The sequence below is a fragment of the Allohahella sp. A8 genome, from assembly GCF_047946665.1.
In the GTDB taxonomy this organism is placed as follows: Bacteria; Pseudomonadota; Gammaproteobacteria; order Pseudomonadales; family Oleiphilaceae; genus Allohahella.
Window position 1 is genome coordinate 1,955,356 of record NZ_CP172312.1, and the last position, 23,148, is coordinate 1,978,503.

Genomic DNA, 23,148 nt, shown 5'->3' on the forward strand with positions numbered 1-23,148 from the left:
TTCAAGCGCCAACTTTCTTGAGCACGTCCAGAAGCTTCTGCGGCTCGAAGGGCTTAACCAGCCAGCCTGTCGCGCCAGCCGCTTTACCCTGCGCCTTCATGGCATCGCTCGCTTCTGTGGTCAAAATCAGGATCGGCGTCGTGCGGTAACCGGAGGATGCACGCAGGGCTTTTGTCAGGCCAATGCCATCGAGCCTGGGCATGTTCTGGTCGGTAATGACCACGTCATACTGGCCAGCTCGGCTCTTGCCAAGCGCATCTTCCCCGTCCACCGCCTCAGTGGTCTCGTAACCCGCTGATTTCAAGGTAAAGGACACCATCTGACGGATGGAAACAGAATCGTCTACGATCATGATTTTCTTGGCCATTACTGCCTCTGATAAGGAATTGGGGCGGCGACATCGCCGTGGTTCTAAGGAACACTTTATTGATCTAGGTATAGTTCAACTTCTACACTTTCGCCTCGGCCGATAAAGCTCATCGAGTCCGCAAGGCTGTTGACCAGACGAATGCCTCTTCCATGGGTAGCGCGGGTATCGGCGCCAGTCGTGGCATCGAGATAGGCCCGGTAGTCAAAACCGTTCCCGCTATCACTGATCAGCAGGCGCAGTAGAGAATTACCATTACGAGACTCTCGGCTACAGCTCACGTGAATATAGCCATCTGTGAGTTCAGCCAGACGTTTCTCGCGTTGATTGAAGTAGGTTTCGAAACCCAGTGCCCCCTGTTTGAGACTCGAATCCAGGCCGAGCACACCGTGGTCGATGGCGTTGTTGATAAGCTCGGTGAGAACCACATATGTCTTTGTAGCCACCGAAGCCGATAATCGCAGCTGATCCAACACATTATTCACGAGCGGAACCAGCTCCATTTCACCCAGCTGGGGACCAGTCAACTCGATAGTAAAATTCCAGCCACCGGTCATGACAGAGCCGAGTGGCCTTGCCGCTTGCGAAGGCTCAGAGTCAGTGCAATAGCCAGCTGGATCCGCACCGCCATCCTTCAAAGCGTTAGCCGATGACAGGCCACCACCTGGTAACTTCAGCACCAGCACTGACTGATCATCGCTCTGCTGGGCAGAGCCACACAGGTCGGTCAAGGCCTGACGAATACCAGCTGCAATGCCCTCTGTTCCAGGTGCTGTTATGATGTCCAGGAGCCGCTGATTGCCGAACATCTCACCCTGCAGGTTGCGTGCTTCGATGATGCCGTCACTACAGGCAACGAAGGTGCTGTGTTCCAAAGCCAGCACACGTTCGGTCGTGCAGCTGAAGTCCTCATTGGAAAGAATGCCCAAGGGGGGTTGTCGGGATGGAAAGCTCATCTTCAGGGAGTGGTCTGGTTGAAGCAGATGGCCTGGGGGACAGCCGCCGTTCCAGACCTCGAGCATTCGGCTGTGCGGGTCGTAGCTGAGCACGAGTGCCGCAAGGAAGCGGTCCGCGGTCAGTCGCTGCTTCAAACGCAGATTCATCTCGCGAACAATGGTTGAAACGGTGAAGCCTTTCCGGCTCATGGCGTAGAATATCTCGAGCGCCGGCATCAGCGTCATTGCAGCGGGCAGCCCATGCCCCGTCGCATCGGCGACAACCGCATACACCTGACCTGAACGTGAGAGTTCGGTAGCCACAAGGTCGCCACTGAAGGTATCCATAGGCTGGACGCTACTGTCGACCGAGTGGGCTCGCCCACAACTCGAGCTCATCATCTTCTCGATGATGCCCTTGGCAAAGTCGTTCTCCGCTCTGCTGCGATTATAGTACTCGGCGAGTTCGCTATGGGTGCGTTCAAGTGACTGGTAGAGGTTTGCAATGCGCCGGCTTGCCACAATCTTGGCCTGAAGAATAGGAAAGCTGATTGGCTTGGTAATATAGTAATCACCGCCGCCGGCAATGCCGAAGCTCAGGTCCTGCTCCTCACCATCGGCACTGATCAGAATGACCGGCACCCATCGCGACGCGGCCTGTGCCTTTATCCGCTGACACGCTTCAATGCCGCCTAGCACCGGCATGTTCACGTCCAGTATTACAAGGTCGAACTCTGCCTCCTCGTAACGATCTACAGCCTCGTTGCCATTGCCGACGACACTGACCTCGTGGCCCTGTGCCAGCAGGAACTCAGCGAGCAGGCGCTGAAGTATGCGGTCATCTTCTGCAAGCAGTACTCTCAGAGCAGAAATTTCCGGAGAAGCGAGCGCTTCCATCGTCTAGCCGATGTACTCAAAAAGTTTCTCGAAATGCGCCACACCTAAAATTTCTCTGACGATGCCTTGCACACCTCGAAGTGCAACCTTCTTGTTGCGCTCGGCGGCCTTTTCCCGCATCAACAGGAGGATACCGAGCGCTGCACTGTCGAGGTATTCCAGCTTGCTCATATCAATGATGATCTTACTCGTACCCGGCTGGGTGAGTAGCTCTGCCTGAATAGGCTTGAAACTGCCATAGGTACTGAAATCGAACCGCCCGGTGAGTTCAAGCACCGAGGCCTGGGCCGAATGAGTGAGACGTGATGAAAACATGGTGTTCATTTCCTCAAAACAGATCAATCGAGCCGGCACTCATGGACTGCTGGGCTACAGGACTTTTTCTCGAGTTCTGCCGCGCATCGCTCACACGACCAATCTCCTGATCGAGCACCTCATGCTGCTGCGCTGCACTGTACTGTCCCTCAAGTCCGGCGCTCAGACGCTCTACCGAATCCCGGACAATCGAAATCTGCTCACCGAGATGTACAAGAATTTGCGCAATCAGATCCTGGAACTGCATCTTCATCGTTACGGAAGAAACATCCGCCTGCACCGCCAGGGCGATCTCGGCCAGGGAATCCGTCGCGAGCGACCGCCGCTCGTTTACGCTCTGGATCTCCTGCATCAGATGTTCGACTGACTTCTTCGATTGCAATGCGAAATTCATGTCATGCGAGGCAACACCGTTGATAGCCTCCTCGGCCTGCAACACGAATCCGCTCACATCACTGACATGTTTCTTGATCAGATCACTGAACTGCGTCGAACGCTGGGACAGACTCTGAACTTCCTGGGCAACTACGGCGAAGCCGCGACCAGCATCCCCTGCTCTTGCAGCTTCGATAGCGGCATTGATCGCCAGCAGATTGGTTTGTTTGGCTATGCTGTCCTGCTCCGAGATCGTCTTGCGAATATTCGCGACCTCAGTTGTGATGTCACGCATAACGTCCACCAGCTGAATTGACACCTTACTGGTACTCACAGTGGCCTCGACAAAACTGTTGAGCACTCTGCTGACATCGCTGACCAGCTGCTCAAAGTTCGAAACGGGCTCACCGCTGTTACTCTCCCCGCTCCCTGAAAGCGAACGCGCGACATTCGATTGCTCTTCAATGTGCTCATTCAGCTTGACGAAGAGGTTCATCAGCGGTGGCACCGAGTCCTGCAACAGATCTGACATCTGCCTGGCTTCCGCCGAAGTATCGTTCAGGCCTTCAAGGTAGACAGACAGGAGACGCTGATAACCCACCCCCAGCTCTTCCGTGCCTGCATTGAGCTCGTCTTCGGCTACGCCACTGGCGGTACCAAGCTCGGCCGCATTCGAGACCAAGGCCAGTACAAGAAGAAGAAGCCCGATGAGACAGCCCACCTGAGCTATGGGCGCAAACACTGGATAGGCACTGCCCATGAACCCCATCGAAGCGATCACCACGGCCAGCACGACGATCGACACTGCGTAGCCCCGATAGCGCTTGAAGATCACAATGGCATTCGACGTCATAAGGTAAGCCCGATATGGCAGCGTGAAATGAACTGGCTCAGTACCTTGAAGCTCGGCTGAGCGTGTCATACGAGGGGGATTGCACGCCGGCGACGACGTGTGTTAGTCGAAGTTTAGATGTGATCAGGGGGGTGTCAAACGAGGAGAAGCATGCAGTACAAATAAAATTTCGGGAGCTAAATTGCGATATGAGCACACGGTTCGCCCGCATGCTGTGTGCGAGCGAACCGGCTGGCAAATTCGGCTCAGCTGTGCCGCTGGGCCTGCAATGATCTTACGCCAACAACAAGAAGCGTAACCGCCGTCAGAGGCAATATGAACCAGACCATGGCGTCAGTAAACTGAGCGGTCATAGGTGCTTCAGTCGCCGACATGACCACGTAAGCGGTATACGCAATGTAGTAAGCGAAGAAAAGCAGACCTTCCCAGCGACTGATCACGTAGCCCGAAAAGAAAATCGGCAGACAAGCGAGCGCCACGGCGATCATGACCGGGAAGTCGAATGCCAATGCGCTTGGTGACACGGAAAGCGGAATTGGTGACACCAGTGAAGCCAGTCCCAGTACAGACAGCAGGTTGAAGATATTGCTGCCCACGACGTTGCCCACGGCGATATCACGTTCACCCTTGATGGCCGCCATGACGGATGTAGCAACTTCCGGCATCGAAGTGCCCGCCGCAATTACGGTCAGGCCAATGACCAGTTCAGACAGACCGAAAGCTCGAGCGAGATCAACGGCGCCTGTCACCAGGAAATCGGAACCCAGCAGCAACAAAGCCAGGCCCACAGCAATAAAAGCGACATTAACCAGCCAGGCGAATTGGCCAGGCTTCTCCTTCAGACCATATTCATCGACAAACTCGTCGCTGGCAGCAGCAGCCTGCTCCTTCCGACTACTGATGACTAGATAGGTGGTATAGATGATCACGAGACCGAACAGGATCGCGCCATCGAAGCGCCCGAGCTGACCATCAAAGGCTAGCGCCACGACTAGCACACTGGCACCAAGCATGACGGGAACATCAAGGCGAATCAGTTGGCGGGAGACAACCAGCGGGATAATCATGGCCGACAGGCCGAGGATGAAAAGCACATTGAAGATATTGCTGCCTATGACATTGCCAATGGCAATATCGCCCTTCCCTGCGTAGGCGGACTGAACACTCACAGCCATCTCGGGTGAACTCGTGCCAAAAGCGACCACAGTGAGACCGATCACCAGTGGCGAAATACCAAAGATACCGGCCAGTCTGGCCGCACCTCGGACAAGCACCTCAGCCCCCGCCACCAGCAGTACCAGACCGCCAATCAGATATACAATGGTCATTACCATGATCAACAGAACTCCTTTCTCGGACAGGATGAGCGCGTGCGCGCGAGGCGGCAGTTTGCCACGAGAAAGACTACGGGAGAACTATCTGGAGGTATTAGTTGAAGAATGATTCAATGGTGCCCGGAGCCGGAATCGAACCGGCACGGAGTTGCCTCCGAGGGATTTTAAGTCCCTTGCGTCTACCAGTTTCGCCATCCGGGCAGGAACAACAGGCTTGCACCTGTATCTAAATCTAACGTAAGAATGGAGGCGCGGGTCGGAATCGAACCGGCGTACACGGAGTTGCAGTCCGCTGCATGACCACTCTGCCACCGCGCCTAAAACTAAAAACCCCGAGAGACTCGGGGTTCAGCAAAATCTGGAGCGGGAAACGAGATTCGAACTCGCGACCCCAACCTTGGCAAGGTTGTGCTCTACCACTGAGCTATTCCCGCTAAACTATCTAACCGCCGCAGCCTTGTGGTGACCTCGTTCGAGGTGCTATGCCTACAACGTTTCAGAGCGCGTAATTCTACCTTTTTGCACCCCGGTGTCAAGCATAAAACTCGGCCTTTTACGTTGGCTCAACCGGCGTGCGCATTGTTACGAATTCCTCGGCACTCGTGGGGTGGATACCAATAGTGCTATCAAAATGCGCTTTCGTCGCTCCAGCCTTGATTGCCACTGCCAGCCCCTGAATTATTTCGCCCGCATCCGGGCCCACCATATGGGCGGCGATCACTTTGTCAGTCGCTTTTTCGACGATCAGCTTCATCAGCGTACGCTCTGGATTGCCGCTCAGGGTATTCTTCAGTCGGCGAAAACTGCTGCGGAAGATGCTGATATCAGCATACTTCATTCTCGCTTCTTCTTCGGAGGGCCCGATGCTGGCTGCACTGGGTTGCGAGAATACCGCCGAAGCAATCTGGGTATAGTCGATGGCCCTTGGCGGATTGTCTTCACCACCAAAGAGGCTCCTTGCCACAAACATGCCTTCTGCGAGCGCAACCGGCGTGAGCTGCACCCGATCAATCACGTCGCCAACGGCGTATATGCCTGCAGCCGCAGTTCGGTACCGCTCATCCACCAATACTTCACCGCGGGCACCGGTCTCGACCTCGGTGTTTTCAAGGCCCAGAGCATCACTATTGGGCACCCTGCCGGTGGCGTAGAATACGTGGTCGGTGAACTCGGCCTCGTCGTGCCCGAGATCGAGCTTCAAGCGCCCCTGCGCCTGTTCCGCATCAGAGACTTCACTGATTTCATGAACCTGGCGTTCGAGCAGCAGTCGGATGCCCTTCTCCGCCAATTCGCGATGCAGCTCCTGCCTGATATCGATATCAAAGCGTCGCAGCAGCTGCGGCCCTCTATGCAGGAGTGTGACCTCGACACCCAGACCGTTGAGAATGCCAGCAAACTCGACGGCAATATAGCCACCGCCAACAACTACGGCGCGCTTGGGCAGGGCTGGCAGAGAGAACAGATCATCACTCAGGCTGACGAATTCGGAACCTGGGAAGTGAGGCAGAAATGAGCGGCTACCACTCGCTATGAGAAAGTTTTTCGCCTGGTACCGCTGCCCCTCGATGCTGACTTCATTATTGGACTCAAAATGTGCGCGGCCATCGATCACGTCGACCCCGGCCTGCACCAGCATGTTGCGATAGATGCCCTTAAGACGATTGATTTCAGCGTCCTTATTGGCCACCAGCGTCGGCCAGTCGAAATCGACCTGTCCTGCCGACCAGCCGTAGCCTGCCGCGTCAGCAAAATCTTCACCGTAATGGGACGCGTACATGAACAGTTTCTTGGGCACGCAGCCCACATTCACACAGGTTCCGCCATAGAAGCGGTCTTCTGCGATAGCAACTCTGGCGCCGAATGCAGCGGCCATTCGCGCCGCACGCACACCGCCAGATCCTGCCCCGATTACTAAGAGATCATACATTATACAACTCGCTTGAAGAGTACAGTCTCGGTGATATTGTCGAAGCGGACTTCGCCGATACGTTCATACCCCAGACTCTCATAAAATCGCAAATAGCGTGCATTGCCGGTATCAAGACCGATTCCTGAGCTGCGCGGTGATTCAGCACAGAAGCCCTCGATGGTCTCCATGAGCAGGCGGCCATAGCCACGGCTCTGGTATTTGGGATGCACGCCTATGAATGGCAGGTGATGATAGAGGTCATCCGGGAAACAGCGCCGGATCTGGCCATGGTAATCGAGATAGCGCTTGGTAGTTGAGATGCCGGCCGTCATCATCATCCTGAGCCGCCAGCTTAGCTGGTCGGCAAGATTGAAACGATGTTCGGGCGCGCCTATGAGGGCTACCGCCGCCAGCACATCGTGATCAAGCAGGCCGATTGCGTCCTGCTGATGCTCGAAATGCAGCTTTAACCCTTCCCTGAGCGTCGCTCTGACTCGCTGCTCGTAACCAGGCCGGGAGGCTTCGAAAAGATATTTGAATGTCGGCTCGTGTCGGTACGCGTGATACAGCAGGGACTTCACTTCAGGAATCGCGCTGCTGTGCAGCCTGACGATCGTCGGCTCCTGCTGGGCGACTGCCTCGAGCTTCTCGTCAAACTGCGCTTCGGTTTCCACGTCCAGGAAATCCGCCATGAATGTGCCCTACCTGTTGTTCAGCTGACTCAATGAGCGGGTAACGATATATCAGTGCCGGCCGCGAGACTACAGTTCATATGGCCGAATCTGGCCCCATTAAAGGGTCAACGAGATTCGGGCGCTGATCTGACCACTGACATCTGTTCGATCGACATTGATCTGCGAAACTACAATACCGCTCTGCTCCCGCAAAGTCTCGAGCCAGAGCATCATCTGATTGAATTCGATTTTGTCGAGCCAGACGTTTACCTGGTCTTCGCCGCGTGGCTCGAAGCGTTGCAGCTCCAGATCGAAGTTGCGTGCCGAATTACCAATGACAGAGATCAACGATTGTCCCTGCGGGAGTCCGGCAGATGAGTCGGCCCCCAGTGTAGTGGCGACAGAGCGAGCCTTGGCCTCGTTCTCCTTCATCCACACCAGCGCTGCTTTTTCCTGAAGTGCAGCAGCTTCTGCTGCATCTGCATAACTTGCGACGGGACGCCAGATCAGCGCATAGACGAGGAAGGCAGCCAGGGCGACGCCCAACAGCTGCACCGCAAGCTGGTCGCGACGCGATAGATTGAGGTAGCTGGCACGTGCCGAACGCAGTGCCGGGCTCTTGTCGAGTAATCTGTTCATCATGCCCCGGGCGCTCCACGTAGCGTTATCTTGCCTCTGACACCATTGGCTTCCTTGATCGCAGAGCCGATATCGACCTGATAGCCTGCCTGATTCAAGGCTGTCTTGTACTGGTCGATCTGGCCAAGAGCGGCTGCGCGCACTTCAACAGCGAGCTCGCCGCGTTGCGCATTGTACTGCAGATTGCTGAAACTCATGCTGCTGCTGTTGGGCTGGGTGCTTAAACGAAACCCGGCCTCACCAAGCATCTGCAGAAAATCAGTCGCAGCAGAACTTGTGTTGGCGTTTCTGATCCGGCCTTCCATCTGGCGCCGCGGATTCGACACACGGCGGTCGGCTGGGAATATCGATTTGTAGAGCGCCAACGATTCCTGCTGAAGCTGCTCGGCCTGCTGCTGGTAGAAGAAGCCCCGTACGCCATTAAAACCGAGTAGCACCAGAAACACGAGACCGGCAGCCATGGCCACGGGCTTCCACTGGCTCAGTCCAGTACTACGACCGTCGGCCTGGGCCTTGTACGGTCCAATACAGAAATTCGCCACGGGGAAGCGGGTGGCATAGTCACACAGCACAGTAAATGGTGAAGCCTGGTGGCGATGCACCCTGACGGTAAAGCCAGGATGACTCTCGAGTGAGGTCAGCAATACAGCATAGCGCTCTGCCATGGCATCCGAAATGGTGACATGCAGCGTGACATCGCTGCCGCCAGCGGAGAGGCCGAGTTCCGCCGCATCGGCATCCTGCAGACTCTGCTCGACTGACGCCGTCAGCCCCTCAGGCTTCTCGCTCTCAGCCTGTCCAAAGGTGCTCAGAGAGTCGATAACGAGCTCAACCGATTCGGCAGGTACAGAAGTCGCCATGCGACCGGGGGCACAGATCAGCGTATTGACGGGCAAGCTGTTCGCAAATCCATCGTCGCCTACTGATGCACCAAGCTGATCGAAGAACAAATGAATGTGTTGCCCCTTGTCAGGGTCATCACCAGCAGCTTTCACGATGCTGTCATGTGCGGCGATCACAATGGCGGCTTCGCAAGTGATCGAGTCCAGCGGCACAGGTTTCAGCATCGCCTCATTATAGAAGCTTGCAAACAGGTTGCGGCGGCAGACCCAGGTAGGGAAGCCACTCTCGTCACCCAGCTTGACCCGGGCATCGGCAACCAGATGAACCGACTCGATATCCTCCGCGATCAACTCCTCGACAGCAAACGGCAATGCCTGCTGCATGTATCGCGCCTGCTTGGGCGTCAGCTTCGCCAGCACATAACCGAAATGCTGCGAAGGCATGATGAACGATAACAGTGCATCTTCGAGGTTCTGCTGCTCTGTCAGCTGCATGATCCCTTCGAAGGTATCCACACCAGCAGAGAGCTCATGGCCGCTAAAATCGACCAGCGCCCATTCGTAGACCTGTTCGTCATCCGGCTTCGGCGAGACCGGTGCGAGCTGATCCCGATGGGGATCAACAGGTCGTACAAAAAGTTGGATACTCATATAGGCTACTGGTCCAGAATTGCTATTTGTTTGGTGAGCTCGAATTTCTTGCCGTAATCACGCTGCAGCACGAGCGTTGAGCCGTCGTTGGGGTCACGATACAGCGTCGAAAGCAGGCGCATGATACTGTCTTCGTTTATAGACCTTATACTAGCCTGAAAGTAACTGCTCGCCAACGTCAGGTCCTGTGACGTACTTCCCTTACCGGCCAATGCAGGCAAGCTCAGAAAGTCCTTGGTCAGATCCTTGAAGCCACCAAGCTTGAGCCTTTCGGCCACAATTTCCTCGGCATTCTGCCGTGGAATCGAGAGGGTGGCCATCAACACTGGTACGGTTGCCGTATTCACATTCACCTGGGTCACCCACCAGGGCAGAAATGCCACGTGGGGCTCGAGCGCCCGATAGACCTCCGGTGTCATCGCTTCGATGAGCCAGAGCTCGGTCATATCTCTGAACCAGGTACCACCTGTTCGGTATGGCGGCACCTTACCAAGGTATTCATAGTCCTCGGCGCCCTTGAAGTTCAGTGAGTCCTGATTGTCATCGAGCCAGTCGACAAAATGCTCCCGGTGCAACTCTGGCGGCCGCTGAATTGAGCCTTCATCGTCGTAGAGACTATCGAGCAGCCGATTGAGTTTCTCCAACGCCAGGGTATTCACCGTCGTTCGCAAAGCGCCACTGGCGTCCCGCCCCCCTGTGACTTTCAGCAGACTGTTCATATTGAAACGGCCCTGCAGGTCATCAATCTGGCCCTCGATGCCAGAGGTCAACGAGATGGGTATCTGTACCGCCCGTACGCCCCAGACCTCATTAAGCGGGTCGGCCTTGTTGTCGACATCGAAATCCACCAGCTCGCCGGTCTTCTTGTCCTCTTCCAGGTCTTTCTTGAGCAGCAGTCGCGCATAGGTCTCGCCCGCCAGGGCAAACTCCACAGACTGCTGCTGCATGAGCACGTTAGCGGTGCGCGCAAAGCTGATTTCTGCCGTGGTGCGCATGGCGGTGACAATGGCTGTACCGAGAGCGACGACAAGTAGCACGAGTATCAGCGCCACACCGCGCTGGCGTTGCGACGCACCAGTGACTGTACGGAAACGGATCATTGGTCGAAGCCACCTGAATCTATGGGAACCTGCCCTGCGCCACCCTCACCTTCCGGCTGAAACCCACCGCCGGACTGGCTGCCATCGATGGGCACCTGACTGCCACCATTCTGGCCGTTCTGGTCGCCAGGACTCTGGTCGCCTGGATTCTGCCCCTCATTGCCGCCAGGTGTGGTCGCGCCAGGAGCCTGCTGACCCGCATTCTGGGGCACGGCCGGCTGCTCGAATCCGGCCAATGCAAACAGGCGCTGCAACTTGCCATACACTTTATGAGTGAACGTGACCTCTACTATTCGAGGAACCGTCGTGTTGATATCGACCTTGCCAGAGCCCAGCTGCGCCGCAGTTGGCCAGTCCGTCTGCCATTCGTTGGCATCGTCCAGCAGCCGGATGGTGAAATCACTGACATCCGTCATGAGTACCTGTCTCACGGGCTCCGAGTCCTGTGGTTGGTCAAGTACCGACCAGTAATAGCGAATGAGCTCTTCTTCCTCAACCGCATAGGCGACGCGCTGCAACTCACTCCGAATAGGAATCTGCTCTAAATCCTTGATGTTCTGGAGCAGCTGCCGAGGATCCCGCCAGCCAGTGCGGGTAAACTGGATATCGTACATGGTGTCTGTGGTGCGAACGGCTGGCTGAAGGTCGCCAAAACCATCTCGGACTGGTCTGGCAATGATCTGCTTGAAATCTCGGCTGATGACCGAATCGGCCAGCTGGAGGCTGCGCAGCTGGGCGCCACGAAGCTCCAGCGTGTCGTTGACGCGAATGGTCTGACTCAGCAGCGTTGCTGTGCCGGTACCAATGATCGCAGTTACGGTGATGGCGATAAGAATCTCGAGCAGCGTAAAGCCGTGCGCAGGTGCCTTAATACGCATCATGGCTCACCGAGGAAGCCGATGAGACTGAATACAGGAACTTCGTTCAAGCCGCCGCCTGCTAAAAAAGCGACGTCCATAGTGACTTCTCGCAGCCGCTTTTCCGCCGGGATCTTGACCGTTCTTGTCACTCGCCATTGGCGGTCCGCAAAACTCACCTCTTTTTTCACTACGCCGGCTGGTGGCAACTGTTCCTCGACGCTCAGCATCACCAGCTCATTACTGGCAATCCAGCTCGCGAGCGTTTTCTGCTCCAGACGCTCTTGCGCTTTGAGCGGCACGGCCGTCCCTTTGACAATGGCAGCAGAGGTGACCGCAAAAATAAGCAGGGCGACCAGCACTTCCATCAGCGTAAAGCCTTGAGCAGCCTGCTTCATCAGTCTTCTTCGTCCGTATCTCTGACTATCTCGATGGGTGCGAGGCCATCGGTTTTGAGGACGACCTGGGCGTCCGCATCGCTGCTGATTCTAAGCGTCAGGGTAAAAGGCGTGACTTCCCCGCTGGAGAGAAAAAGGATCTGGGGCAGGAACAAGTCTTCCTTTTCCTCACCGTACATGCGCACCTCATCCTGCTCGGGCGGCTTCAGCTCGAAAAAGGAGGTGGCGTCCTTGAACTCGGCCTCGAGCCAGTCGGGAAAGGGCTTGGGTTGCATAAAGCCCTGCGGCAGCTCGATCCATTTCTGCTCCTTTTCGGAATAGCCGCGGAAGCTGAAGCCGTCCTCCTTGATTTCGAGACCGATCTCCATGTTCTGGTAGACCGCCTCTTCACGGCTCAGCTGCATCGTGGCAAGCAGCTGCCTGCCCGCCTGGTCGAGCTCGCGACGCTGCGCGTTGCCGCCGGGCACCAGCGTCACGGCACCGATGACCAGCGAGATCAACAGCATGACTACAAGGAGTTCAATGAGGGAAAAACCGCGCTCACGCAGAGCGCTCTGCTTACACAGCCTCGAACAGCGGACTGTCACCAGAATTATTCGCTGCTGGCCCAGTTGCCGACATCGGCGTTGTAGCCTTCACCACCTTCCTGGCCGTCAGCACCGTAGGAAAACACATCATAGGGACCGTTCAGACCTGGAGAGACGTAGTTGTAGTCATTCCCCCACGGGTCCTTTGGCAGAGTCTTGATATAGCCTTCGGGATTCCAGTTTTTCGCTTCGGGGAAGCCGGAAGGCTTTGAAACGAGCGCCTGCAGACCCTGATCGGTACTGGGATAAGTATGGTTATCGAGCTTGTACATGTCGAAGGCCTGTTCGAGGGTGCGAATATCCTGCTCGGCCACGGTCACCTTCGCTTGATCGGTCCTACCCAGAATTTGAGGCGCAACCGCGGCAATAAGCATGCCGAGTATGATCATGACCACCATGATCTCGATCAGCGAGAAACCGAGCTGCCGCGACTGGGCTAGCGCTGGTCGACGTTCTCTGGACACCGGGGGGTGCTGAAATCTCATTACCATTTTCCTTTGTCTTTGATTTGCTTTAATCGACGGAAGACTATCCGGCGAGATTACTCATGCTCAGTATCGGCAACATGATACCCATGACGATCAGGAGCACAACCACACCCATGAACAGCAACATGAAGGGCTCGAACATGCCGATCATCGTGGCGATCTTGCCCTGGAGGTCATTTTCCTGACTGGCCGCCGTCCGCTCCAGCATTTCGCCCAGCTGACCACTGGCCTCACCACTGGCGATCATGTGGATCATCATCGGTGGAAAGTAACCGGTCTGATCCAGTGAACGGTGCAGACTACCACCTTCCCGAACCTTTTGAGAGGCTTCGGCCACCAGTCGCTTGAGCCACTGGTTGTCGAGTACTTCGCCCGAAATCCGCATGGCATCGACAAGCGGCACACCGCTACTGTTGAGAATACTGAGGGTACTGGCGAAGCGGGCTGTATTCAGTCCCCGAACCATCTTGGCCAGCCCCGGGACGTGAAGCATCGAGCGATGTATCTTCATCTTGAAGTCGGGCCGCTTCATCATTGCCGTAAAGCCGAAAACGAGCAGCGCGATCACGATGATCAGGTAAATGCCATAGCCGACGATCCAGTCACTGAGCGTGAGGATAACCTGGGTCAGCGGCGGCAGCTCCTGACCACTGTCTACGAACACCTTGACGATGTCCGGCACAACATAAGCCAGCAGAAAACCCACAATACCAAATGCTACAACTGAAAGTATGATCGGGTAGATCGCGGCCAGTTTGATCTTCTGCCTGGAGATCTGCTGTTGCTCTGTGTAATCCGCGAGCCGGTTCAAGACCAGCTCGAGGTGACCTGCGTGCTCCCCCGCTGCAACGGTGGACCGGTACAGGTCAGGAAACGCCTTCGGGAACTCGCTCAGACTGTCAGCCAGAGAATAGCCCTCGAGCACGCGCGAGCGTACCGCCAGCATCATACTCTTGACCTTGGGCTTCTCACTCTGCGAAGCCACTGCACTGAGCGACTCCTCAATCGGAATACCTGACTGAATGAGGGTGGCAAGCTGACGGGTCAGCAGCGCGAGATCGGGTGTACTCAGCGAGTTGCTGCGAGTCCTGACGCTACCCTTGGTCTTGCTCTTGGCCTGCGAATCACTCGATTGCTCGACAGAGACCGGCATCCAGCCCTTGTCACGCAGCATTTGTCGAACCTGTCGGGCGCTATCGCCTTCGAGGGTACCCTTCTGGTTCTTGCCCTTGGCATCGAGTGCCTTGTAATCGAAGGCTGCCATTATTCGCGGTGCGTCACGCGGAGTACTTCTTCAACAGAGGTCACACCCTGCAAGATTTTCTGCACACCGTCGGCATGGATACTCGGCCCGCGGGCACGCGCATATTTTTCCATTTCCATTTCACCAGCCTGTTTGTGTATCAGCTGCCGCATGCCTTCATCAACTTCGATCACTTCATAGATCCCCAGACGCCCACGGTAGCCGAGCTGATTGCACTCGGGGCACCCTGTCGGCCGATAGATTCGAGGTGGATTGGCCGGATCCGCATCCAGGAAGTCACAGATTTCGGCATCCGGTGAATACGCTTCCTTGCAGTGCTCGCAAAGTGTTCTGACCAATCGCTGAGCCATGACGCCCACGAACGACGATGAAATGAGGAACGGTTCGACGCCCATATCCATGAGTCGCGTAACCGCACCCACTGCACTATTGGTGTGAAGGGTGGATAACACAAGGTGACCAGTCAAACTGGCCTGTACCGCTATTTCTGCTGTTTCAAGGTCCCGAATTTCACCGATCATCACCACGTCGGGGTCCTGGCGCAGGATGGCCCGGAGCCCCCTCGCAAAGGTCATGTCGACCTTCGTGTTTACCTGGGTCTGCCCGACGCCTGGCAGGTTGTATTCGATTGGATCTTCGACAGTGAGGATGTTTCGCGAGCGGTCATTGATCTCACTCAGCGCAGCATAGAGCGTCGTGGTTTTACCCGAACCGGTAGGCCCTGTAACCAGCATGATGCCGTGAGGCCGGTGAACGGTCTTGCGCATGAGTTTGAGATCGCGCTCAGACATCCCGATGCGTTCGAGCTGCAGGCGTCCTGCCTGTTTGTCGAGCAATCGAAGCACGATACGCTCGCCATTGCTCGAAGGCATGGTGGACACCCGGATGTCGACTTCCTTGCCACCAACGCGCAGCGAAATTCGACCATCCTGAGGTATTCTCTTCTCGGCGATATCCAACCTTGCCATAACCTTGATACGCGAGACCAGCAGCGGTGCGAGTGCGCGCTTCGGTTTCACGATCTCGCGGAGCACGCCATCCACCCTGAAGCGGACTACCAGATCCTTTTCGTAGGTTTCGATGTGAATATCCGAGGCGCTTGATTTGACAGCTTCGGTCAGGATGGCATTGATAAGCCGTATGATCGGGGCATCGTCCTCCTGCTCGAGCAGGTCTTCGGTCTCGGGAACAGAATCTGCCAGACTGGCAAGATCCATATCGTCACCAAGCCCCTCGACCATCTGCATGGCTTCGGCACTGTCATTCTGATAGGCACGACCCAGCGCTTCATCGAACTCACTGGCATTGACTGCCCTGAATTCGCACTGCCCACCGGAAAACCGGTTAACCTCGGCGAAAACCTGTGGATTGAGTGGCGGTCTGAACTGTATGAGCTGACGCCCTGTCTGTTCATCAGGTTGCGAAATAAAGATTCCGTGGCGCTTGGCAAAGTTAAAAGGCAGGCGATAGATGTTAACCGCTTCCCGTTCCGGCGTTGCAAAGGCTTGTGACTGGCTGTTGTTTGGCATAGTTTTGTGTAAGCTATTTCGACGGCTAGAGTATACTAATCATAGCTGAGGCGCGTTCGATGTTCTGCGTCACAGTCTTAAAATTTTCGTAAACCCTTAAATTCAGGCGGGCTTGATGCCTTCAAGACTACAACAATGGCTGCCCTGGCTGCTCACGACCTTAATCGTAGTAGGCGCAGCAGTCTACCTGACATCTCATTCGCTCGCACTGTGGCGCGACTATCAGCAGCTTCAGCGCTCACCAGTTGCCATCAGCGCCCAGGGAAACAACGCAGTCGTACAGCGGCCTGTGCGACAGTTGCTCGGCCTAAATCTGTTCGGTAGCCCCACTGCCAAAACCGAGGCGCCGGTGCAGACCACTGAAGAGCTGCCAGAAACAAATCTCCAGCTGACCCTGCGGGGCATCTCTTCGTCAGACGCAAACGACGTGGGCGGTGCCCTTATCGAAGGTCCGGACCGGATTACCGATTTCTTCAGAGTCGGGGAAAGCATGCCCGGCAATGCCAGCCTTCACTCGGTTTATGCCAACCGTGTTGTCATCGACCGAAGCGGCCAACTCGAAAACCTGTTCTTCCCTGAGGAAATCGGCAGTGGTAGCAGCGTCGAGGCCTACTCTCCCCCAGACGACAGCTATAACCAGAGTTATGAGCAGGAGTACCAGGAGCCAGCCTACGATCAGTCAGCCGAGGTACCTGTGTACCAGCCGGAAGTTCAGGAGATCAACGAATATGCGCCGGAAGTCATGCCCGATGAGGGCGCACCGATACCAGGCGAGCAGTTCGATGCCGGCAGCTATGAAGTGCCGGATGCCATTCCTGCCCCGCCTGTTGAGGCTGTAAGCGAAATTGAAGAGGCTCGTAGAGCGGAAATCCGAGACCGACTGCAGAAAATGCGTGAAACCATTCGATCGCAGGCTCAATAGTGCCGTTGAAAGCCTACGATCTGTAACATAGCGATACCATTCTCATAAAGTGATCCCCTGCACTGCTGGATATACTCTTTTAACCAGTTTGTTGTCGTGGATTACCATGTTCCCCCATCGCCGTATCAAGATGTCGATAGTACTGAGTCTGTTCAGTGTCCTGATCGTGTTGGCCACCCTGACTTTTGAAATTTCAGCGCGTCAGGCGAACCAGCGAAGCATTCAGACACAGCCCATCCATCTTGGTGAAGATTGGCCGGGCTCCTTGCTCGAGCGCAAAGTTCATCAGAGCCACAGCGGCGGCCGCCAGAGTGCCCAGTCGCTACCGTCGCAAGATCTCAACGTGATCGTTGCCTTCTAGTACCGGACCATTTCGCCACACCTCCTGGTTCCGCCCGCCTGCCAATTCGCCTTTGCAACACCACTTGACCTCCTTACGCCGGCGTTTTACAGTTTACGTTAACGTCAACTGCGCCAGAGTGGTGTACAGGACCCTGAATGCCCCTGAAGAATCAATCCCGGCTCTACACGATAAGCGACCTGGCGAGTGAATTTGGCATCACACCTCGCACCATTCGTTTCTATGAGTCTGAACGGCTGCTGGAGCCAGAGTCTCGTGAATCGCACGGGACACGGCACTACGGTGAGAGGGCCAGGGTTCGGCTCAAACTGATCCTGCGCGGGAAGCGTCTTGGCTTCAGTCTTGCGGAGTCCAAGTCGCTTATCGAGCTGTATAACGCTGACTCCGACAACACCGAGCAGCTGCAGCGTTTTCTCGAGCTCATCGCTCAGCATCGCCAACAGTTGCAGCGGCAAAAGCAGGATATTGCGGTCCTGGAGCAGGAACTTGACGCAGCCGAACAGCGCGTTCGGCAAGCCATGCCAGGATCCACAGCCAACTAAACGCGAAATTCGCGGGAGAATAAAACAACAATGACCTACCAGGCCGACTACCCTACCCTTCGCTTCCCCATGAGCGAGGATCAGGCTCAACTGCAGACACTTGCGCGTCGCTTTGCGAGGGAGCGAATTGCGCCCATCGCCGCCGAGATTGATAAAAACAACGCCTTTCCCAACGAACTCTGGCAGGAACTCGGGCGCATCGGCCTGCTTGGTGTCACGGCTGGTGAAGATGTCGGTGGCGCCGACATGGGCTACTTCGCCCACTGCCTGGCCCTTGAAGAGATTTCCCGTTGCTCTGCCAGCATAGCGCTCAGCTACGGTGCGCACTCAAACCTCTGCGTCAATCAGATCGACAAGAACGGTACGCAGGAGCAGCGCCTACGCTATTTGCCAAAGCTGGTCAGCGGGGAACATGTAGGCGCCCTGGCCATGAGTGAGACGCTCGCCGGTAGTGATGTCGTCAGCATGAAGCTCAAAGCTGAACGGCATGGCGAGATGTATCGGCTCAACGGCACGAAAATGTGGATTACCAATGGCCCCGACGCCGACGTTCTGGTGGTTTACGCGAAAACAAATCCAGACGCGGGTTCGAAAGGCATAACGGCCTTCATCGTGGAGCGCGGCATGAAAGGTTTTTCGAGTTCGGCCAAGCTGGACAAGCTCGGCATGCGCGGGTCGAATACCTGTGAACTGGTATTCGATAATTGCGATGTGCCAGCTGCCAATATTCTCGGCGAGGCGAATCGCGGCGTCCAGGTACTCATGAGCGGCCTCGACTTCGAACGGGTTCTCCTGGCTGCGGGCCCGCTTGGCATCATGCAGGCCTGTATGGATATCGTGATTCCATATGTCCACGAACGGGTGCAATTTGGCGAGGCCATTGGCAATTTCCAGTTGATCCAGGGCAAGCTGGCCGATATGTATAGCCAGCTCAATGCCAGCCGCGCCTACCTCTACGCAACAGCGCAAGCCTGCGATCGCGGAGAAGCTTCGAGAAAGGATGCTGCCGGCGTGATACTGTTCTGCGCAGAAAACGCCACGAAGATGGCGCTTGATGCGATACAGATACTCGGTGGTAACGGCTACACCAACGATTACGCTGCCGGACGTCTGCTGCGGGATGCCAAACTTTACGAAATCGGCGCTGGCACATCGGAGGTGCGACGCATGCTGATAGGCCGCGAACTGTTCAACGAGACGGCCTGAGGGGACGGTGACATGACAGAAAGCCGCACACCTGCTTCGACAACAGCCTCAGCCGCGTCCGCACGCCTCGAGCAAATGACGCAGCGCCTTGCCTACATACAGGCCCTCGAAGCAAAAATACGTGAGGGTGGTGGCGCAGAAGCCCAGGCAAAACAGCGGGACAAAGGCAAGCTGCTCTGTCGTGAGCGCATAGCGCAGCTGCTGGATCACGATTCGCCTTTTCTGGAGATAGGCATACTCGCCGCTCATGAGGTCTATGAGCACGAAGTCCCCGCCGCCGGTGTGGTTGCGGGCATCGGCTACGTCTCCGGCTTTGCGTGCATGATTGTAGCCAATGACGCCAGCGTCAAAGGCGGGACTTACTACCCGCTCACCGTCAAAAAACACATCAGGGCGCAGACAATTGCCGGAGAATTCCGGCTGCCATGCATCTATCTGGTGGACTCGGGCGGCGCACATTTACCCCTCCAGGACGAGGTTTTCCCCGACAAGGAAGATTTCGGCCACATTTTCTATAAACAGGCTCATCTCTCAGCGCAGGGTATTCCGCAGATTGCGGTCGTCATGGGCTTTTGCACGGCGGGTGGCGCCTATGTGCCCGCGATGGCCGACGAGTGCATCATGGTTGAACGGCAAAGCTCACTATTCCTTGCCGGTCCAGCCTTGGTGAAGGCTGCCACCGGGGCCGAAGTTGATGGCGAGGAACTTGGCGGCGCACGGATGCATGCCACGATATCAGGTGTGGCCGATCATCTTGCAGCAAACGACACTGAAGCCCTACAGCTTGCCCGCCGCATTCTGTGTCATGCTGGTCTACCGCGAAAAATCGATGCGGCTCAGCAGCCGGTTCCCATCACTGAACCACTGTTCGATCCCGCAGAGCTTCGAGGCATCGTACCCGCAGATTTTCGGACACCCTTCGACGTCAGACAGATAATCGAGCGCATTGTGGACGGATCGGTACACGATGAATTCAAACCGCTCTACGGGCCGACGCTTGTCTGCACCTTTGCTGAAATCGGGGGCCACCGTGTCGGCATCCTCGCAAATAACGGGGTGCTCTTCAGCGAGTCGGCGCTCAAGGGCACGCACTTCATCCAGCTTTGCGAACAGCGCAATACCCCACTGATCTTCCTGCAGAACATCACCGGGTTCATGATCGGGCTTGAGCATGAGCAGGGCGGCATCGCCAAGCACGGTGCCAAAATGGTCATGGCGGTCGCCTGCGCAACTGTGCCCAAATACACCATCATCATTGGTGGCAGCTTTGGTGCCGGGAACTACGGGATGTGCGGTCGAGGCTACAATCCGCGGTTTCTCTGGACCTGGCCCAGTGCAAAGATCTCGGTGATGGGCGGGGATCAGGCAGCAGGCGTATTATCGACAGTGAAGGCCGAAGCACTTGCCAAAAAGGGCCTACCTTTCGATGCAGAAGCGAAAGCGGCGATAGAAGAGCCGGTCCGACGACAGTTCGAACGGCAATCGGACACCGTCTACGCTTCGGCGCGGCTATGGGACGACGGCGTCATTGATCCCGCCGACACCCGAGCCATACTACGCTTTGCTCTTGATCTCGAGCCTGGAGAAGCGACCGACGGCATGCGCGAGAGACGCCAGGGTGTAGCCGCCTATCGTTAGTTGCACCTGCCATCGCGAACTGGATGGCGCCTGCCTAATGGTGGGCGTGCGACTCACCACTGACCGGCTGGACAGCAAACCAGGAATCGAGACGAATGGGTGTCTGCCCAGACACCTCAGAAGGCTCGAATACAAAAGTTGCCGGAAGACGCTCACCGGCCGTCGTCGGCGAAACCAGCTTCATAAACATGATATGCACCGCACCAGGCGCCAGCTCTACAGTCGCTCCCGGCGGAATCAGGACGCCCTCCGGTAGCGGCTTCATAGACATCATACCTGTCTCAGAGGTCACAGATTCATGCAATGAAGTCTGTGCTGCGACTTCAGTCTCTACGGCGACAAGTCTGTAGGCCTGCTCGCCGCTGTTGCTGATAGTCACATACCCAGCGCCGTTCAGACCTGCCACGGGCACAGATCGCGTCCAGGCATGACTAATCGTCAATCCCGCCTCGCTGGCACCGTGAGCCACGGCCTTGCCAGCGGCGATAAGCAGCAGCACCGACACGATCAAGCGGAATTTCGCCAGCGCCGCTGTCACAGGAAATCTCTTCATATATTACAATCCTTTAGAACAAAAAAAGCCGCACAAGGTGCGGCTTCGATAGGTCGTGCGGGAGCCGGCACTTAGCTGACTGCTGCTTCCAGCTGCGGCACAGCTTCGAACAGGTCGGCAACCAGTCCGTAATCAGCCACCTGGAATATCGGCGCTTCTTCGTCCTTGTTGATGGCAACGATGACCTTGGACTCGGACATACCAGCAAGATGCTGAATAGCGCCCGAGATACCAACCGCAATGTAGAGCTGTGGCGCGACGATCTTACCCGTCTGACCAACCTGCATGTCGTTAGGCACAAAGCCTGCGTCGACAGCTGCTCGCGATGCACCGACTGCTGCGCCAAGCTTGTCGGCAAGCTTATACAGCATTTCGAAGTTCTCGCCGTTCTGCATGCCTCGGCCACCAGAAACAACGATTTGCGCACCGCTGAGGTCAGGGCGATCGTTCTTCGCAAGCTCTTCTCTCACGAATGAAGACACGCCAGCATCCTTGGCAATGCTGCAATCTTCGACTGCCGCAGAACCGCCTTCACCAGAAACCGGGTCGAAACCTGTTGGCCGTACGGTGATAACCTTGATGGCATCCGAAGACTTTACGGTGGCAATGGCGTTGCCGGCATAGATTGGACGAACGAAGGTATCAGCAGATTCAACGCGAATGATGTCAGAAATCTGCGCCACGTCCAGCAGGGCTGCAACGCGTGGCATGAAATCCTTGCCAGTGGTGCCAGCAGACGTCAGGATCGCTGCATAGTCCTTGCCCAGCTCGACAACGAGTGCCGCCAGGTTTTCACCAAGCTGGTGTCCATAGACATCGGCGTCGGCCTTGAGGACCTTTGAAACGCCTTGAGCCTTGGCAGCCGCTTCAGCAGCGCCAGAGCAATCCTTACCTGCGACCAGTACAGTGATATCGCCGCCGATCTTCTGGGCAGCTGCAATCACGTTCAGTGTGGCAGACTTGAGGGAACTGTTATCGTGTTCCGCAATGACTAGTACGCTCATGATTAAAGTACCTTCGCTTCATTCTTGAGTTTGTCGACCAGTTCGGCGACGCTCGCAACCTTCACGCCAGCTGAACGCTGGGCAGGTGGCTCGACCTTGACCACAGAGATTCGTGGCGCGATTTCAGCACCAAGATCTGCAGGACTCATGACCTCGAGCGGCTTCTTCTTCGCTTTCATGATATTCGGCAGCGAGGCATAGCGTGGCTCGTTCAGACGCAGGTCTGTGGTCACTACCGCGGGCAGTGTCAGCGAAACAGTCGCCAGACCACCGTCAATTTCACGAGTAACTTCAACCTTGTCACCTTCAACCTTCACTTCGGAAGCGAAAGTGCCCTGGCCATAGCCGCAGAGGGCGGCCAGCATCTGACCAGTCTGGTTGTTGTCTGTATCGATCGATTGCTTGCCAAGGATAATGAGCTTCGGCTCTTCCTTCTCGACAATCGCCTTGAGCAATTTGGCCGCGGCGAGTGACTGGATTTCCTCGTCGGTTTCAACATGAATGCCGCGATCAGCGCCCAGCGCAAGCGCGGTACGAATCTGCTCCTGGCAGGCTTTCGGGCCAATAGACACAACTACAACCTCAGTAGCCACACCCTTTTCTTTCAGGCGAACAGCTTCTTCGATGGCAATCTCACAGAATGGATTCATGGCCATTTTGACGTTGGCCAGATCGACACCTGAATGGTCAGACTTCACTCGTACTTTTACGTTGTAATCGATGACACGTTTGACAGCGACAAGAACCTTCATAGATTCCTCGTTGGTTTGAGGTGGAATAAACGAGCATTATACCCTAAATAGATGACGCATAGCTCGGCGACATACATGCATAAGACGCCAGACAGGCATATTGAGTGGCTTCAGGCGCATGACCAGCGCGTGATCTGCCCAAGGCCGCAGCGTCCA

The 23,148-nt window shown here is 56.1% G+C and carries 24 protein-coding genes and 3 tRNA genes; 5 read left to right on the top strand and 22 right to left on the bottom strand.

Annotation, left to right across the window (positions count from 1 at the left end):
- Position 1: 1 nt before the first annotated feature.
- From ACH3PB_RS08720 to gspE, 19 genes are all read right to left on the bottom strand, one after another.
- A complete protein-coding gene (locus tag ACH3PB_RS08720; protein WP_416399074.1) occupies positions 2 to 367 on the bottom strand; it encodes a response regulator in 366 nt (121 codons plus the stop codon).
- Positions 368 to 423: 56 nt separating this feature from the next.
- Entirely contained in the window at positions 424 to 2,199 is a 1,776-nt protein-coding gene (locus ACH3PB_RS08725; protein WP_416399075.1) for an ATP-binding SpoIIE family protein phosphatase, read from the bottom strand.
- Positions 2,200 to 2,202: 3 nt separating this feature from the next.
- Positions 2,203 to 2,514 (bottom strand): STAS domain-containing protein, encoded by a 312-nt coding sequence (locus ACH3PB_RS08730; protein WP_416399076.1) that lies wholly within the window; start codon positions 2,512 to 2,514, stop codon positions 2,203 to 2,205.
- Positions 2,515 to 2,527: 13 nt separating this feature from the next.
- On the bottom strand, positions 2,528 to 3,811 hold the full coding sequence (locus ACH3PB_RS08735; RefSeq protein WP_416399077.1) for a methyl-accepting chemotaxis protein: 1,284 nt from the start codon (positions 3,809 to 3,811) through the stop codon (positions 2,528 to 2,530).
- Between the two features lie 176 nt (positions 3,812 to 3,987).
- Positions 3,988 to 5,076: a calcium/sodium antiporter gene (locus tag ACH3PB_RS08740; RefSeq protein ID WP_416399078.1), complete on the bottom strand. Its 1,089-nt coding sequence runs from the start codon at positions 5,074 to 5,076 to the stop codon at positions 3,988 to 3,990.
- A gap of 114 nt (positions 5,077 to 5,190) precedes the next feature.
- Positions 5,191 to 5,277, bottom strand: a tRNA-Leu gene (locus tag ACH3PB_RS08745).
- Positions 5,278 to 5,320: 43 nt separating this feature from the next.
- A tRNA-Cys gene (locus ACH3PB_RS08750) sits at positions 5,321 to 5,394 on the bottom strand.
- A gap of 41 nt (positions 5,395 to 5,435) precedes the next feature.
- A tRNA-Gly gene (locus ACH3PB_RS08755) sits at positions 5,436 to 5,510 on the bottom strand.
- A gap of 119 nt (positions 5,511 to 5,629) precedes the next feature.
- On the bottom strand, positions 5,630 to 7,003 hold the full coding sequence (gene gorA, locus ACH3PB_RS08760) for a glutathione-disulfide reductase (protein ID WP_416399079.1): 1,374 nt from the start codon (positions 7,001 to 7,003) through the stop codon (positions 5,630 to 5,632).
- On the bottom strand, positions 7,003 to 7,677 hold the full coding sequence (locus tag ACH3PB_RS08765; protein WP_416399080.1) for a GNAT family N-acetyltransferase: 675 nt from the start codon (positions 7,675 to 7,677) through the stop codon (positions 7,003 to 7,005). The genes gorA and ACH3PB_RS08765 overlap by 1 nt, the downstream gene beginning before the upstream one ends.
- 99 nt (positions 7,678 to 7,776) lie before the next feature.
- Positions 7,777 to 8,301 (bottom strand): type II secretion system protein GspM, encoded by a 525-nt coding sequence (gene gspM, locus ACH3PB_RS08770; RefSeq protein WP_416399081.1) that lies wholly within the window; start codon positions 8,299 to 8,301, stop codon positions 7,777 to 7,779.
- The gene (gene gspL, locus ACH3PB_RS08775) at positions 8,298 to 9,791 is read right to left on the bottom strand and encodes a type II secretion system protein GspL (protein ID WP_416399082.1); all 1,494 of its coding nucleotides are present in this window, start codon (positions 9,789 to 9,791) and stop codon (positions 8,298 to 8,300) included. The genes gspM and gspL overlap by 4 nt, the downstream gene beginning before the upstream one ends.
- Positions 9,792 to 9,796: 5 nt before the next feature.
- Positions 9,797 to 10,891 carry a type II secretion system minor pseudopilin GspK gene (gene gspK, locus ACH3PB_RS08780; protein ID WP_416399083.1) on the bottom strand — a complete coding sequence of 365 codons (1,095 nt, stop codon included), beginning with the start codon at positions 10,889 to 10,891 and terminating at the stop codon, positions 9,797 to 9,799.
- On the bottom strand, positions 10,888 to 11,772 hold the full coding sequence (gspJ, locus tag ACH3PB_RS08785) for a type II secretion system minor pseudopilin GspJ (protein WP_416399084.1): 885 nt from the start codon (positions 11,770 to 11,772) through the stop codon (positions 10,888 to 10,890). Before gspJ ends, gspK begins: the two co-directional genes overlap by 4 nt.
- Positions 11,769 to 12,146 carry a type II secretion system minor pseudopilin GspI gene (gspI, locus tag ACH3PB_RS08790; RefSeq protein WP_416399085.1) on the bottom strand — a complete coding sequence of 126 codons (378 nt, stop codon included), beginning with the start codon at positions 12,144 to 12,146 and terminating at the stop codon, positions 11,769 to 11,771. Before gspI ends, gspJ begins: the two co-directional genes overlap by 4 nt.
- Positions 12,146 to 12,733, bottom strand: coding sequence for a type II secretion system minor pseudopilin GspH (gene gspH / locus ACH3PB_RS08795; protein WP_416399086.1), 588 nt, complete (start codon positions 12,731 to 12,733; stop codon positions 12,146 to 12,148). The genes gspI and gspH overlap by 1 nt, the downstream gene beginning before the upstream one ends.
- A gap of 5 nt (positions 12,734 to 12,738) precedes the next feature.
- Entirely contained in the window at positions 12,739 to 13,218 is a 480-nt protein-coding gene (gene gspG, locus ACH3PB_RS08800) for a type II secretion system major pseudopilin GspG (RefSeq protein WP_416399087.1), read from the bottom strand.
- Positions 13,219 to 13,261: 43 nt separating this feature from the next.
- A complete protein-coding gene (gene gspF / locus ACH3PB_RS08805) occupies positions 13,262 to 14,485 on the bottom strand; it encodes a type II secretion system inner membrane protein GspF (RefSeq protein WP_416399088.1) in 1,224 nt (407 codons plus the stop codon).
- Positions 14,485 to 16,014, bottom strand: a complete 1,530-nt coding sequence (gene gspE / locus ACH3PB_RS08810) for a type II secretion system ATPase GspE (protein WP_416399089.1) — start codon at positions 16,012 to 16,014, stop codon at positions 14,485 to 14,487. The genes gspF and gspE overlap by 1 nt, the downstream gene beginning before the upstream one ends.
- Positions 16,015 to 16,129: 115 nt before the next feature.
- Between gspE and ACH3PB_RS08815 the strand changes: the two genes are divergently transcribed.
- From ACH3PB_RS08815 to ACH3PB_RS08835, 5 genes are all read left to right on the top strand, one after another.
- Positions 16,130 to 16,936, top strand: coding sequence for a type II secretion system protein N (locus ACH3PB_RS08815; protein WP_416399090.1), 807 nt, complete (start codon positions 16,130 to 16,132; stop codon positions 16,934 to 16,936).
- Positions 16,937 to 17,042: 106 nt separating this feature from the next.
- On the top strand, positions 17,043 to 17,297 hold the full coding sequence (locus ACH3PB_RS08820; RefSeq protein ID WP_416399091.1) for a hypothetical protein: 255 nt from the start codon (positions 17,043 to 17,045) through the stop codon (positions 17,295 to 17,297).
- A 137-nt stretch (positions 17,298 to 17,434) separates the two neighbouring features.
- Positions 17,435 to 17,839, top strand: coding sequence for a MerR family transcriptional regulator (locus ACH3PB_RS08825; protein ID WP_416399092.1), 405 nt, complete (start codon positions 17,435 to 17,437; stop codon positions 17,837 to 17,839).
- A gap of 69 nt (positions 17,840 to 17,908) precedes the next feature.
- Positions 17,909 to 19,045 carry an isovaleryl-CoA dehydrogenase gene (locus ACH3PB_RS08830; protein WP_416399435.1) on the top strand — a complete coding sequence of 379 codons (1,137 nt, stop codon included), beginning with the start codon at positions 17,909 to 17,911 and terminating at the stop codon, positions 19,043 to 19,045.
- A gap of 12 nt (positions 19,046 to 19,057) precedes the next feature.
- Entirely contained in the window at positions 19,058 to 20,683 is a 1,626-nt protein-coding gene (locus tag ACH3PB_RS08835) for a carboxyl transferase domain-containing protein (RefSeq protein ID WP_416399093.1), read from the top strand.
- Between the two features lie 34 nt (positions 20,684 to 20,717).
- Here the strand turns inward: ACH3PB_RS08835 and ACH3PB_RS08840 are convergent, their stop codons facing one another.
- From ACH3PB_RS08840 to ACH3PB_RS08850, 3 genes are all read right to left on the bottom strand, one after another.
- Positions 20,718 to 21,236: a copper chaperone PCu(A)C gene (locus tag ACH3PB_RS08840; protein ID WP_416399094.1), complete on the bottom strand. Its 519-nt coding sequence runs from the start codon at positions 21,234 to 21,236 to the stop codon at positions 20,718 to 20,720.
- Positions 21,237 to 21,307: 71 nt separating this feature from the next.
- Positions 21,308 to 22,240, bottom strand: a complete 933-nt coding sequence (locus tag ACH3PB_RS08845; RefSeq protein WP_416399095.1) for an electron transfer flavoprotein subunit alpha/FixB family protein — start codon at positions 22,238 to 22,240, stop codon at positions 21,308 to 21,310.
- Positions 22,241 to 22,242: 2 nt separating this feature from the next.
- Positions 22,243 to 22,992, bottom strand: coding sequence for an electron transfer flavoprotein subunit beta/FixA family protein (locus ACH3PB_RS08850; protein WP_416399096.1), 750 nt, complete (start codon positions 22,990 to 22,992; stop codon positions 22,243 to 22,245).
- Positions 22,993 to 23,148: the final 156 nt, after the last annotated feature.

Excerpts from the sequence above, each read along its gene's own strand:
- ACH3PB_RS08720 (WP_416399074.1), bottom strand. The coding sequence starts at position 367 with ATGGCCAAGAAAATCATGATCGTAGACGATTCTGTTTCCATCCGTCAG.
- ACH3PB_RS08725 (WP_416399075.1), bottom strand. The coding sequence starts at position 2,199 with ATGGAAGCGCTCGCTTCTCCGGAAATTTCTGCTCTGAGAGTACTGCTT.
- ACH3PB_RS08730 (WP_416399076.1), bottom strand. The coding sequence starts at position 2,514 with ATGTTTTCATCACGTCTCACTCATTCGGCCCAGGCCTCGGTGCTTGAA.
- ACH3PB_RS08735 (WP_416399077.1), bottom strand. The coding sequence starts at position 3,811 with ATGACACGCTCAGCCGAGCTTCAAGGTACTGAGCCAGTTCATTTCACG.
- ACH3PB_RS08740 (WP_416399078.1), bottom strand. The coding sequence starts at position 5,076 with ATGGTAATGACCATTGTATATCTGATTGGCGGTCTGGTACTGCTGGTG.
- gorA (WP_416399079.1), bottom strand. The coding sequence starts at position 7,003 with ATGTATGATCTCTTAGTAATCGGGGCAGGATCTGGCGGTGTGCGTGCG.
- ACH3PB_RS08765 (WP_416399080.1), bottom strand. The coding sequence starts at position 7,677 with ATGGCGGATTTCCTGGACGTGGAAACCGAAGCGCAGTTTGACGAGAAG.
- gspM (WP_416399081.1), bottom strand. The coding sequence starts at position 8,301 with ATGATGAACAGATTACTCGACAAGAGCCCGGCACTGCGTTCGGCACGT.
- gspL (WP_416399082.1), bottom strand. The coding sequence starts at position 9,791 with ATGAGTATCCAACTTTTTGTACGACCTGTTGATCCCCATCGGGATCAG.
- gspK (WP_416399083.1), bottom strand. The coding sequence starts at position 10,891 with ATGATCCGTTTCCGTACAGTCACTGGTGCGTCGCAACGCCAGCGCGGT.
- gspJ (WP_416399084.1), bottom strand. The coding sequence starts at position 11,772 with ATGATGCGTATTAAGGCACCTGCGCACGGCTTTACGCTGCTCGAGATT.
- gspI (WP_416399085.1), bottom strand. The coding sequence starts at position 12,146 with ATGAAGCAGGCTGCTCAAGGCTTTACGCTGATGGAAGTGCTGGTCGCC.
- gspG (WP_416399087.1), bottom strand. The coding sequence starts at position 13,218 with ATGAGATTTCAGCACCCCCCGGTGTCCAGAGAACGTCGACCAGCGCTA.
- gspF (WP_416399088.1), bottom strand. The coding sequence starts at position 14,485 with ATGGCAGCCTTCGATTACAAGGCACTCGATGCCAAGGGCAAGAACCAG.
- gspE (WP_416399089.1), bottom strand. The coding sequence starts at position 16,014 with ATGCCAAACAACAGCCAGTCACAAGCCTTTGCAACGCCGGAACGGGAA.
- ACH3PB_RS08815 (WP_416399090.1), top strand. The coding sequence starts at position 16,130 with ATGCCTTCAAGACTACAACAATGGCTGCCCTGGCTGCTCACGACCTTA.
- ACH3PB_RS08820 (WP_416399091.1), top strand. The coding sequence starts at position 17,043 with ATGTTCCCCCATCGCCGTATCAAGATGTCGATAGTACTGAGTCTGTTC.
- ACH3PB_RS08825 (WP_416399092.1), top strand. The coding sequence starts at position 17,435 with ATGCCCCTGAAGAATCAATCCCGGCTCTACACGATAAGCGACCTGGCG.
- ACH3PB_RS08830 (WP_416399435.1), top strand. The coding sequence starts at position 17,909 with ATGAGCGAGGATCAGGCTCAACTGCAGACACTTGCGCGTCGCTTTGCG.
- ACH3PB_RS08835 (WP_416399093.1), top strand. The coding sequence starts at position 19,058 with ATGACAGAAAGCCGCACACCTGCTTCGACAACAGCCTCAGCCGCGTCC.
- ACH3PB_RS08840 (WP_416399094.1), bottom strand. The coding sequence starts at position 21,236 with ATGAAGAGATTTCCTGTGACAGCGGCGCTGGCGAAATTCCGCTTGATC.
- ACH3PB_RS08845 (WP_416399095.1), bottom strand. The coding sequence starts at position 22,240 with ATGAGCGTACTAGTCATTGCGGAACACGATAACAGTTCCCTCAAGTCT.
- ACH3PB_RS08850 (WP_416399096.1), bottom strand. The coding sequence starts at position 22,992 with ATGAAGGTTCTTGTCGCTGTCAAACGTGTCATCGATTACAACGTAAAA.